Source organism: Pseudomonas sp. MWU16-30322 (genome assembly GCF_020515535.1).
Taxonomy (GTDB): domain Bacteria; phylum Pseudomonadota; class Gammaproteobacteria; order Pseudomonadales; family Pseudomonadaceae; genus Aquipseudomonas; species Aquipseudomonas fluorescens_H.
Map to the genome: position 1 here is coordinate 1 of NZ_JAIWYL010000005.1, position 13568 is coordinate 13568.

Genomic DNA, 13568 nt, shown 5'->3' on the forward strand with positions numbered 1-13568 from the left:
GCAGCGAAGCAAACCGTAGGCGCTGCCCCCCGGATGAATCCCGCAGCGAAGGAACCCGAGCCCAGGCGAGGGCCGAACGTCAGGGCACAGACCTTTTGGTTACTTTTGGGGCGTTTGCCAAAAGTGACCCGCCGTAAGGGCGGAACCATAGGAGGCCGTAACCGCAGCAACGGATATTCACCCCAACCAAGGCATCACCCCAACCAAAGCATCACCCCAACAACCGCCCCAACGCCCTGCTCAAATCTTCATGCACCTGCAACACATCAGGCATGACCGCAGCCATACGCAGCAAATCATGGGTCAACCCCGGACAATGTTCGAGCTCAACCCTCACCCCGTGAGCACGCAATTTATCGACATAAGCCTGCCCCTCATCGAGCAACGGATCAAACCCGGCCAACAGCACAATAGCCGGTGCCACACCACGCAGATCCTCCGTCAGCAACGGCGAAAAACGCCAGTCCAGACAGTCGTGCGGGCTGCGCGCGTAGTGCTGATAGAACCAGTCCAGCGTTTCGTTTTCCAGCAAGTAACCTTCGCCGAACAGCAGACGCGAATCGTGGGGGCGTGAAGCATCGGTGACCGGATAACACAGCAACTGCGCCTTAGGCGCGATGGCTACGGTTTGCGGTTGTACGACTGCCTGTATCGCCAGCACGGTGGCCAGTGTGGCGCCGGCGCTGTCGCCGCCGAACGCTACGCGCGTGGTGTCGAGGCCGAGGCTTGTGGCGTTTTCCGCCAGCCACGACAAGGCGTCTTCGCCATCTTCCAGCGCCGCAGGAAAACGATGCTCGGGCGCCAGTCGATAACCGACCGACAAAACCGCGCAAGGCGTGCGCTGGCAAAACTCGCGGCACACACCGTCGTGGGAATCGAGGCTGCCGACGACAAATCCGCCACCGTGGAAATACACCAGCACCGGCAGCGGCGTGACGGCGCCGTTCGGCCGATACAGGCGCAACGCCAAAGGCGTGCCGTTCCGGGCTGCCATGTCGATCTGCGTCACCGACAGATCCGAAGGCGCAGCCCAGCGCAGTTGCGCGGTGGTCTGCTCGAAGGTGGCACGGGCCTCGCTCGGGGTCATCTGGTGCATGGCCGGCAGGCCGGCGTCCTGGCTGTCTTGGGCCAGGTCGAGAAAGGCTTCCAGGTCAGGGTGTAACGACATCGCTAAGATCCTTGTATAAGCAAAAAAGGGGCGCGCCTCGGCAACGCCCCAAAATGACCGAGTGCCCGGCGATCAGCCGGCGCGTGCCATGCAATGCTCGATCAACGCCTCCAGCTCGCGCTGGTAATCGTTCATCAACGCATCCATGGTGCCGGCGCGATAGCGCTGGCTGCTGTAGATGCAGCGCAAGGCCAACTGACCGTCATAGACCTGGCCGACAATTTCCAGCCAGTTACCCAGGTTCGCCTTCAGGCTGTAGTTGTCACCGGTCTCCTCCAGTGCCGGCACCAGCAATGCCTGCTCGTCGAAGCTCTGGTCGAACTGCCCCAGGTAGTTGAACGTGACGCGTGCCTGCGGCAGATCCGCCAGTTGCCGAGACACCTCGGCCCCCGCCAGATGGCGCAACACGCCGTAGCCGATGCCCTTCTGCGGAACCGCTGCCAATTGCGCCTGCACATCGACGATCGAGCGGCCGATGTCCTCGCTGTCCGGACGCAGACGTACCGGGAACATACTGGTGAACCAGCCCAGACTGCGGCTCAGGTCAAGGGTCTCGAACAGGTCTTCGCGACCATGCCCTTCGAGCAGGATCAGCGCCGACGGCTGCTGACTCCAGCGGCACAAAGTGCGGCTGAGCGCCGACAGCAGCAGATCGTTGATCTGCGTGCCGTACACCGCTGGCGCCTGTTTGAGCAGTTGCTCGGTGTGCTCGCGTGACAGTTTGAGGCGCGCCTGAGCTTGCTGGCGCACGAGGTTTTTGCCGCGCGGGTTGTCGCACGGCAGATCGACACCCGGCTGATCCAGTTGCTCCAGCCACCAGCCCAGTTCCTGCTCGGCAATCACTGGCGCCTGGGCCTGCAATGCCTCGGCAAACGAGCGATAGCTGCTGGTGCGAATCGGCAGCTGTGGTGGCAGCCCTTGCACGCAGGCTTCGTAGGCGACCTTCAAGTCGTCCAGCAGAATCCGCCACGACACCGTGTCGACCACCAGGTGATGGATCACCACCAGCAGTCGTGCCTGCCCCTCGGGCATGGCGACATGCATCACTCGCCAGACCGGCCCGGCGTCGAGTTTCAGGCTGCGCTGGGCGAGGTTGGCCAGCGTTTCGACCTGCTCGCTGTTCGCGGCTTCACGACGCCAGAGCAACGCTTCACCCCGTTCATCGATCTCACAGTAGCGTTGCACCCAGCGCCCGCCTTCGCGGGAGAAACGCAGACGCAACGAGTCGTGATGTTTTTCGATCCAGCCCAGCGCCTGCTCCAGCGCATCCAGATCCAGCGGCTGGCGCGCGCTCAGCAGCAGCGACTGGTTGTAGTGATGCGCCTCGGCCATGTCCTCGGCAAAGAACCATTCCTGAATCGGCAGCAGGTTGAACGTGCCCTCCGCTGCCACCTGCGTGAGGTCCGTCGCCGGTGGCTGGCCGCCCTCCTTCGCCACTTCCTGCTCGACGATGCCGGCGATGGTCTGATAGCGCATCAGATCGCGCAGTTTGAGCTCCATGTTCAGCGTCGGGTGATTACGCACCCGGGAAATCACCTGCAGGCTCAGAATCGAGTCGCCGCCCAGTTCGAAGAAGTTGTCGCAGATGCCCACCTGCTCGACCTGCAACACCTGAGCCCAGATTTGCGCGAGCAAGGTTTCCTGCTCGTTGCGCGGAGCGACGTATTCTTCGGTTTTGAACTCAGGTTCTGGCAACGCCTTGCGATCGAGTTTGCCGTTGGGTGTGACCGGGAAAGCGTCCAGGCAGACGATCTGCGCCGGCACCATGTATTCCGGCAACGACGCCCGCAGCCCGGCCTTGAGTTCATCGCCCATGTCCTGCCCGGCTTCGGTCACCACGTAACCGATCAGCTGTTTGCCCGACGCATTGTCCCGGGCGATCACCAGTGCATCGGTGACCGCCGGCAACTGTCGCAGACTCGCCTCGACTTCACCCAGTTCGATGCGGAAGCCGCGCACCTTGACCTGATGGTCGATGCGCCCGACGTAATCGACCACGCCGTCCGCACGCAGGCGCACCAGGTCGCCGCTGCGATACAGGCGCTCACCCGTCGCGAACGGGTTCGGCACGAAGCGCTCGCAGGTCAGGTCGGGACGCCCGTGATAGCCGCGGGCGACGCCATAGCCACCGATGTACAACTCGCCGGCAAAACCTGGCGGCAACGGGTTAAGGTCTTCATCCAGCACGTACAGCGAACGCGCGCCAACGGCGCGGCCGATCGGCGCATACGCCGCTTCGCAATGCTGACTCACCGGGACTTTCCAGAGCATCGGCGTGACCACGGTTTCGGTCGGGCCATAGCCGTTGGTGAAGTATTCCGGACGCAGCGCCGCCTTGACTTGCTCGAACGTCTGATCCGGTACCGCGTCACCGCCAAAGCAATAGATGCGCACCGGTGGCGGCGCGATACCACTGGCGGCGGCGTATTCGGCCAGCTGCTTGAGGTAGGCCGGCGGGAAGCAGGCAATGGTGATGCCGTATTCGTGCAACGCCTCGTAGGTCTGCTCCGGTGTCCACAGGCAACCGTCGCGAATCACCAGTCGACCGCCGCTGTACAAGGTGCTGAGCCAACGCTCATGGGCGCCGTCGAAAGCGAACGACATAAAGTGCAGCTCGCAACTGCTGGCATCCATTTCATACAGCTCGGCAATCGCCTGGCAGTGCATGCTGAGCGGGCCTTGGGTCACCGCAACGCCTTTCGGCCGCCCGGTGGAACCGGAGGTGTAGACCAGATACGCCAGGCCCTGCTCCTGAACGCGGCTGTCGGGGGCGTGAGCGGCATAGCGGCGTTCATCGAGGTGATCGATTTCCAGACGCAGCAACCCCTGTGGCGCCGGCAACGTCGCACGCAGGCTGCTCTGGGTCAGCAGCAGCGCCATGCCCGAATCTTCGATCATGTACGCCAGACGCTCCGGCGGGTACTCGATGTCCAGCGGCACGTACGCCGCACCGCTCTTGAGCACCGCGAGGAAGCTGACCACCATCTCCAGCGAGCGCGGCAAGGCGACGCCGATCACCACTTCCGGGCCGGCACCGTGTTCGATCAGGCAGTGTGCCAGACGATTGGCGCGCTGCTCGAGTTCGGCGTAGCTCAGGCTCATCCCCGCGCATTGCAAGGCAATGGCCTGCGGCTGTTGTTGCGCGTGGCGGCTGATCAACTCCGGCAACAACGCTGCCTGATGGTTGTGCGCCGGTTCGGCGCTCCAGGCCTGCGCCGCTTGCCATTGCTCGCGGCTCAGGCGCTGCAGGTTGCCAAGGCGCTCGTACGGCGCAGCCATCATCGCCGCGAGGGTGTTTTCCATGGTCTGGCGAATACCCAGAACCGCTTCGGCACTGAAGTGGCTGCGCAGATACAGGTATTCGATCGACAACTCGTCACCGAGCATCACCGCGAGGTCCATCGGCACGTTGGTCACGCCGTGGCCGATGGATTTGCCGAAGGTCAGGTCGGTGTCGTTTTCTTCTTGCAGGCGATCGTCGATCGGGAAGTTCTCGAACACCACAATGCTGTCGAACAGGGCCTGGCCGCCGAGGTTGGACCAGCGCTGTACGTCGGCCAGTGGCGCCTGGGAGTAATCGCGGATGTCGAGGTTATAGGCCTGCACTTCACCGAGCCAGTCGGCCACGCGCTGATGCGCTTGCGGCGTCTGAATGATCGGCAAGGTGTTGATGAACAGGCCGAGCATGTTGCCGACATTCGCCAGACTTTCCGGACGCCCCGACACCGTAGCGCCGAAGGTGACCGTCTGCTGCCCGGTGTAGCGTTGCAACAGCAGCAGCCACGCGCCCTGAATCAAGGTGTTGGGGGTGATGCGCAGGTCGCGGCAGAACTGCAGCAATTGTTCGGTTTGTGCCTTGTCCCAGTTCGAGTAGATCGCATCGTGGCCGGAAACATCGGCGCTGTGGCGCGGATGCATCGCCTGGCTCAGCGCCGTCGGCTCGTTGACCACGGCCAGACGCGCCTTCCAGAACAGCTCCTGAGCGTCCTGGTCCTGCGCCTGCAACCAGGCGATGAAGTCGCGGTAACGACCGTTCTCGCCGATGATTTCGCCCTTGGCGTAATGCTGCAAAACCTCGCCGAACAGGCGCGAACTGCTCCAGCCGTCCATGAGGACATGGTGGCTGGTCCAGATCATCTGGTATTGATCGTCGCTCAGGCGCAGCAGGGTTATCCGCTGCAAACGCGCCTCGGCCAGATCAAAACCGAGCGCGCGGTCATCGCTGGCGAACCGGGCAATCAGCTCTTCGCTGGTTTCCCGTTCACGCCAGTCGAGCACCTGCATCTGCAACGGGGCGTGGCGATGCACCACCTGCAACGGTTTCACCAGGCCATCCTGCCAATGGAAACTGGTCCGCAGAATCGCCTGCCGGACGATCACGAATTCCCACGCCTGACGGAAGCGCTCCACGTCCAGGCCCTTGATCGGCAGGCTGACCTGCTGGACGTAAAGGCTGCTGCCGTTGTCCGACAGCGTGTGGAAAAGCATGCCCTCCTGCATGGGCGACAGCGGATAAACGTCCTCGATCATCTGCGCCGGTACCGGCAACGCGTCGAGCTGCGCCTGATCCAGTTGGGCCAATGGATAATCCATCGCGGTCTCGCCTGCCGAGTCGTCATCCACCGAGACCACAGCCGCGAGTTTCTGCACGGTCTGCTGCTGGAACAGGTCTTTCGGGGTGAACCGAATCCCCTGCTGACGCGCGCGGCTGACCAGTTGAATCGAGATGATCGAATCGCCGCCGAGGGCGAAGAAGTTATCGGTGACGCCGACGCGTTCGATCTTGAGAATGTCCTGCCAGACGTCGGCCAGTTGTTGCTCAAGTGGCGTCGACGCTGCCACGTATTCACGTTGCGCCTGGCTGGCGTCAGGCGCGGGCAAGGCCTTGCGGTCGAGTTTGCCGTTCGGCGTCAGCGGCAGTTGCTCGAGGAACAGCCACTGCGCAGGCACCATGTAATCCGGCAGATGCGCCTTGAGTGCGAACTGCAACGCTTCACTCAGATCGTCCTGCTCCTTGAGGCTCAGGCCGCTGTCGCTCGGCACCACATACGCCACCAGTTGCTGACCGCTATGGCCATCCACTGCCAGCACCACACCTTCGCGCACGCTATCCTGGGCAAGCAGACGCGCTTCGATTTCACCCAGTTCGATGCGGAAACCACGCACCTTGACCTGATGGTCGATGCGTCCGACGTATTCAATCCGGCCGTCATCCGTGAAGCGGGTCAGATCGCCGGTGCGGTACATGCGCTCGCCGCGGGTCGACAGCGGATTGGGTACGAAACGTTCGGCGGTCAGCCCCGGGCGGAACAGATAGCCGCGGGTGATGCCGTCGCCGGCCAGATACAGCTCGGCCGCCACGCCAATCGGCGCCGCCTGCAATTGGCCGTCGAGCAGGTACGCCGAGGTGTTGAGCAGCGGCCGGCCGATGTTCGCCTGACCACCGGCCTCGCGGCGGGTCCAGGTCGAATAGGTGGTGTCTTCCGACGGCCCGTACAGGTCATAGACGTGGGCCACCGAGGTTTCGCCATAGAGCGTGTCGACCAGGCCCTGCTTCAGCGGCTCGCCGGCGAGGTTGATGATGCGCACGCCCGGCGGAATGTGCCCGGCGCGTTGCAGCGCGGCAATCGCCGACGGCACGGTGTTGATCAGGCGCACCTGATCACGCTCCGGCAAGTCCGGCAGTTCCAGCGCATTGCGCGCCATGACGAGCGAACCGCCGCGCGCGAGGGTGACAAAAATCTCCCACACCGACAGGTCGAAGCACACCGACGTCGAGGCCAGCACGCCTTGCAGGTCGTCTTCGCTGTAGACCTCGGCGGACCAGTGAATCAGCGCCTGCACGTTGAGATGGGCGATGGCCACGCCCTTCGGTTTGCCGGTGGAACCAGAGGTGTAGATCACGTAAGCCAGATTGGCGCTATCGCCCCGCGCCGGCAGATTGTCCGGCGACTGCCCGGCAAACGCCTGCCCACCGGCCTCGACCAACACCACTTGCGCATCGGTCTGCGGCAATTGCGCCAGCAGCGACTGTTGCGTCAGCAGGACTTTCGCCTGGCTGTCGTCGAGCATGTACGCGACCCGATCCGCCGGATAATCCGGGTCCAGCGGCACATAAGTGCCGCCGGCCTTGAGCACCGCCATCAGGCCGATCACCAGTTCCGCCGAACGCGGCATCGCCACGCCCACGCGGATTTCCGGGCCGACCCCGAGCGCCAGCAGATGACGGGCCAACTGGTTGGCACGTCGGTTGAGTTCGGCATAGCTCAGCGCCACACCGGCATGACTCAGTGCCTGCGCTTGCGGATGCATCGCCACCCGCGCTTCGAAGCTCTGCGAAATGAGGCGTTGCTCTGCATAGGCGGCGTGATTGTCATTCCATTGCGCCAGGGTCTGACGTTCGGCCAGCGGCAACAGACCGATCTCGCCCAGGCAACGCTGCGGCGCCTCGAGGAACTGACGCAGCACCTCTTGCAGATGCGCCGCCAGACACAGCACGCTGCGCTCGGCGAAGTGTTCGGTGAGGTAGTTGAAGTCCAGATTCAACACGTCGCTGGCCCCGGCAATCAGGGTCAGGCCGTAGTTGGTTTGCTCGCGGTGTTCCAGACCGCCGAAACGCAACCCACCGGGATTGGCCTCCAGCGCTTCGGAGACCGGGTAGTTTTCAAACACCAGCAAGGTGTCGAACAGCGCTTCGCCGCTCAGTTCGGCCAGACGCTGGATGTCCTGCAACGGGGTCTGCTCGTAGTCACGCAGCAGCAGGTTCTTGTCCTGCACGCTGCGCACCCAGTCGCCGACGCTGACTGTCGCCTGCGGGCTGGCGATCACCGGCAAGGTGTTGATGAACAGCCCCAATTGCTGCTCGATGCCCGGCAGATCCACCGGACGCCCCGACACGGTCGCGCCAAAGGCCACCGTGGCCTGCCCGGTGTAACGCTGCAACACCAGCAGCCACGCGGCTTGCACCAGACTGTTGAGGGTCACTTGCTGCTGACGCGAGAACGCGTTCAGGCGCCGGGTGAAGGCCGCATCGAAATGCAGACGATGCATCTGCTTGCCCGGCCCCGGCACCGTAGCACCGTGGCAGGCCGAAGCCAGGCGGGTCGGCGCCTCCAGCGCAGCCAGTTGCCCGCGCCAGAAATCCTGGGCGGCGGCTTTGTCCTGACCTTGCAGCCACACCAGGAAATCGCGGTAGCGGCCCTGCGCACTCGGCACCGGGTGACCGGCGTAATCCTGCAACACCTCGCCGAACATCCGCGAGTTGCTCCAGCCGTCCATCAGGATGTGGTGGCAGGTGAAAATCAATCGATGACGTTCATCCGCAGTGCGCAACAGGCACAGGCGCAACAGCGGCGGATTCTGCAGATCAAAACCGCGCTCGCGATCGGCCTGCGCTCGAGCCTCAAGCACCGCCGGCAGATCCGCCACACCGCGCACATCGATTTCCGGCATCTCCAGGGTCAACTGCCGATTGATCACTTGCAGCGGTGCATCGAGACCGTCGCGACCCCAGATGAACCCGGCGCGCAGCACTTCATGGCGATCCACCACCCGCTGCCAGGCTTGCTGGAAACGCGTCACATCGAGGCCGTCGATGTCCAGCAGCATCTGATAGACGTAGGCGCTGGCATCGGCGTCGTACAGGCTGTGAAACAGAATGCCCTGCTGCATCGGCGCCAGCGGATAGATGTCTTCGATACGCTGAGCGGCGATCGGCAGGCTGTCCAGATGCGCCTGGGACAACCCGGCCAGCGGCACGTCGGACGGCGTCAAACCACCGTTCGAATGGATCAGGCAATGGTCGATCAACTCGCCCAGCGCCACTTCATAAGCGCGAGCCAGCGCATTGATCGTCGCCTCTGCGAACACGTCACCGCTGTAGGTCCAGGTCAGGCTCAGTTGGCCCTGATAGACCCGGCCATCGATGGTCAGCCAGTTGGCCATCGGCGCGTTTTCATCCTGACCGGCGCCCTTGTCTTCGGTGGCCGGTACCCACAGGGCGTCGGCGTCGAAGTTGTTGTCGAACTGGCCGAGGTAATTGAACGTGACTTTCGGTTGCGCCAGGCCGTTCAGCGCCGCCTGGGCCTCGGCGCTGCCCAGATGACGCAGCAAGCCATAACCGATGCCTTTGTCGGGGATCGCGCGCAGTTGCTCCTTGATGCCCTTGATCGACGCTTCGAGACTGGCGCCGGGGGTCAGGCGCACCGGGAACATGCTGGTGAACCAGCCCACCGTGCGGCTCAGGTCGACATCGTCGAACAGGTCTTCACGACCGTGACCTTCAAGCTGCACCAGTGCGCTGTCCGAGCTCGTCCACTGGCACAGCACATGGGCCAGTGCCGTCAGCAGCAGATCATTGACCTGGGTGCGATAGACCGCGGGGGCCTGTTGCAACAGTTGACGGGTACGTTCGGCATCCAGACGGGTGTCGACGCTGCGCTCGAAACGATTGCTCAATCGGCCTTGCGGGTTGTCCAGCGGCAGCTCGACCGAGACGTCGCGCAACTGCCCGCGCCAGTAGCCGAGTTGACTGTCCAGCGCCGCACTGCGGGCATGGGCTTGCAGGCGCTGCCCCCAATCCTTGAACGCGCTGGTCTTGGCCGGCAGCACCACAGCCTGCCCGCCGCTCAGTTGTTGATAGGCGGTTTGCAGATCTTCCAGCAGGATCCGCCACGACACGCCATCGACTACCAAGTGATGGATCACCAGCAGCAAGCGCTGGCTGGCGTCCGGCAGATCGACCAGCGCCGCACGCATCAGCGGGCCGTCGAGCAGATCGAGACTGCGCTGCAACTCCAGGCACAGCGCCGGCAATGCCGCACTGTCATCCAGCGTGACAGTGCGCAGCAACGCTTGCGCCTGATCCGCCGGCGCATGGCTCTGCTGCCAGCCATCGCCGGTCTGGCGATAACGCAGGCGCAGCGCGTCATGGTGCCGTTGCAGGTGCAGCAGCGCCTGTTCCAGCGGCGCCGCTTGCAGCGCCGTGGCCGGGGTCAGCAGGATCGACTGGTTCCAGTGATGCCGCGCCGGGATGTCGCTGTTGAAGAAGTAATGCTGAATCGGCGTCAGAACCGCATCGCCGAGCACTTCGCCCTGTTGCGTCTGCACCGCATCGCTCTGTTGCGCGACGGTTGCCAGACGCTGCACGGTCTGGTGCTGGAAGATGTCTTTGGGGGTGAAGCGAATACCCGCCTGACGGGCGCGACTGACCACCTGAATCGAAATGATCGAATCGCCGCCCAGCTCGAAGAAATTGTCGTTGAGACCGACGCGCTCGACCTTCAACACGTCCTGCCAGATATCGGCCAGACGCTGTTCCAGTTCGTTGCGCGGTGCGGCGTAGGCTTCCTGCACCTGGGCGACGTCCGGCTGCGGCAGTTGCTTGCGATCAAGCTTGCCATTGGCCGTCAGCGGCAGACGCTCGAGGAACGCCCAACTGACCGGAACCATGTAATCGGGCAGCGATTCGCGCAAGTGTGCCTTGATCGAATCGCGCAGCGCGCCCTGCCCTTCGGCATCCAGCGCCTCGTTGGCGACGATCCAGGTTGCCAGTTGCTGACCACTGAGACCATCGACCGCCAGCACCACCGTTTCACGCACTGCGGGGTGCTTGAGCAGTTGCGCTTCGATTTCTCCCAGCTCGATTCGGAAACCGCGGATCTTCACCTGATGGTCGATGCGGCCGATGTATTCGATCACACCGTCGCCGCGCAACCGCGCCAGGTCACCGGTGCGATACAGGCGTTGACCGGCCTGTGGATTGAACGGGTCCGGAACAAACCGCGTCGCGCTCATGCCGGCCTGATTCAGATAACCACGGGCCAGACCGGCACCGGCGATGTACAGCTCGCCGATGCAGCCTTGCGGCACCAGGTTCAGCGCGTTGTCGAGCAAATACCACGACAGGTCGACGATCGGCTCGCCGATCGGGCTGCTGTGGCTCTGCTGCAAGTCGGCCAGCGACAATGGCCGGTAGGTCACGTGCACGGTGGTTTCGGTGATGCCGTACATGTTGATCAGCGTAGGCGCGCGGTCGCCGAAACGTTCGAACCACGGGCGCAGGCTCTGCACTTCGAGGGCCTCGCCACCGAACACCACGTAACGCAGGCCGTTATCGCGCGACGACTCGCTGGCCACCTGCACCAACGGCTTGAATGCCGATGGCGTCTGGTTCAGCACGGTGACGTTTTCATCGCACAGCAGGCTGTAGAAATCTTCCGGGGAACGGCTGACGTCGTGGGGCACCACCACCAGTTTGCCGCCGTAGAGCAGCGCACCGAAAATCTCCCAGACCGAGAAGTCGAAGGCGTAGGAATGGAACAGCGTCCAGCTGTCCTGCGGGCCGAAATCGAACCAGTGCTCAGTGGCACTGAACAGACGAATGACGTTGCTGTGCGGCAACAAAGCGCCCTTCGGTTTGCCGGTGGAGCCCGAGGTGTAGATGACGTAGGCCAGATTGTCCGGCGTGGTCAGGCACACCGGGTTGCTGTCGCGGCTGCCTGCGACTGGCTGGTTCAGATCCAGGCAGGTCAGTCCCGCTGGCACCGGCAATTGCGCCAGCAGATGACCCTGGGTCAGCAGCCACTGGATGCCGCTGTCCGCGATCATGTAGCTCAGCCGATCATCCGGGTAACCCGGGTCCAGTGGCACATACGCGCCACCGGCCTTCAGCACCGCCAGGATGGCGACGATCATGTCCAGCGAACGCTCGACGGCAACACCGACGCGCACGTCCGGGCCGACGCCACGGTCGATCAGCACGTGCGCCCACTGGTTGGCACGCCGATTGAGCTCGGCGTAGGTCAGACGCTGCCCGTCAAAGGTCACGGCGATCGCTTCAGGATGACATTCAGCCTGGGCTTCGATGACTTGATGAATGCACTGCTCGACCGCTTGTTCCAGCCGTGCCGGATTCCACTGCGCGAGCAATTGTTGCTGCTGGCCGTCATCGAGCATCGGCAGTTGCCCGATACGCTGGCCCGGCTCGGCGACGATCGCCCGCAACAGCGCATTCCAGTGTTGCGCCAGGCGCTCGATGGTCGCGGCGTCGAACAGATCCGTGGCGTACTTGAGCACGGCTTCGATGCCGTGAGCCTGCTCGGTGGTGTTCAGGGTCAGGTCGAACTGCGCAGTCTGGCTTTGCCATTCCAGCGGTTCGATGCTCAGGCCGTTGAGACGGGTTTCGATGCTCGCGCGGCGTTCGGCCTGGTGGTTGAACATCACCTGGAACAATGGGCTGTGGCTCAGGCTGCGCCCCGGCTCCAGCGCTTCGACCAGTTGCTCGAACGGCAGGTCCTGATGGGCCTGGGCTTCCTGCGCGGTCTGTTTGACCTGACGCAGCAGATCGACAAACGGCATCTGCCCGTCGATGTCGGCCTTGAGCACCTGAGTGTTGACGAAGAAGCCGATCAGACGCTCGATTTCCACCCGCCCACGGTTGGCCACCGGCACGCCGACGCGGATGTCGGCCTGCCCGCTGTAGCGGTGCAGCAACGCCTGGAACGAGGCCAGCAACACCACGAACAGGGTCACGTTTTCCTGACGGGCGAACGCCTTGAGCGCATGACTCAGCGCTGGATCGAGAATCAGGTTGTGACTGGCCCCGGCAAAGCTTTGCTCGATGGAACGCGAGCGATCCATCGGCAGTTCCAGCACTGGCTGCTCACCGCCCAGCTTCTCTTGCCAGTACGCCAGTTGCCGCTCTTGCTCACCGGCCTCCATCCACTGCCGCTGCCACAGGGCGTAATCGGCGTATTGAATCGGCAACGCCGGCAGACCGGCGGCGTGCCCGAGATTGAAACCGGCGTACAGCTGCACCAGTTCCTCGATCATCACTTGCAGCGACCAGCCATCGGAAACAATGTGGTGCAGGGTCAGCACCAGGACATGGTCATTCGGGGTGACCTGCAGCAACGCCGCGCGCAACAGCGGGCCATGCTCCAGGTCGAAAGTTTTCTGGCTCTGGGTCTGCACGAACGCCTGAATGGACGCTTCAGGGTCGTTCGCCGACTCAGCGCTCAGTTGCTGGATCTCCAGTGCAAAGGCGCCTGCGGGCAGGACCACTTGCAAGGGTTGTCCGGTTTCCTGGGTGAACACCGTGCGCAAGGTTTCGTGTCGTTCGATCAGCGCCTGGACGCTGCGCTCCAGCGCGGATACATCCAGCGGCCCCTGCAAACGCAGGGCCGTCGGAATGTTGTAGGCCGCGCTGTGCGGCGCCCACTGCCAGAGAAACCACTGGCGTTGCTGGGCGTAGGACAGCAGCAACGGCTCTTCAGCCGTGCGCTTGAAAACCGGGGCAATGTCAAAGAGGTTGACGCCTTTCTGCTTGAGCAGAACCGCCAGAGCCTTTCTTTGCTTAGCCGAAAGTTGTCCTACCGACTCGATTAACTCTTGCACGCGT

Annotated in this window: 2 protein-coding genes; both read right to left on the reverse strand. The window is 63.3% G+C overall.

Features of this window, described 5'->3' with window-relative positions:
* Positions 1-211: 211 nt before the first annotated feature.
* Positions 212-1168, reverse strand: coding sequence for an alpha/beta hydrolase (locus LCH64_RS11125; protein WP_226500284.1), 957 nt, complete (start codon positions 1166-1168; stop codon positions 212-214).
* A 72-nt stretch (positions 1169-1240) separates the two neighbouring features.
* Complete coding sequence (locus LCH64_RS11130) at positions 1241-13564, reverse strand: non-ribosomal peptide synthase/polyketide synthase (protein WP_226500285.1); 12324 nt, start codon at positions 13562-13564, stop codon at positions 1241-1243.
* Positions 13565-13568 lie beyond the last annotated feature (4 nt).

Bases quoted from the DNA above. Each gene is read 5' to 3' on its own strand.
- LCH64_RS11125 (WP_226500284.1), bottom strand. From the start codon at position 1,168: ATGTCGTTACACCCTGACCTGGAAGCCTTTCTCGACCTGGCCCAAGAC.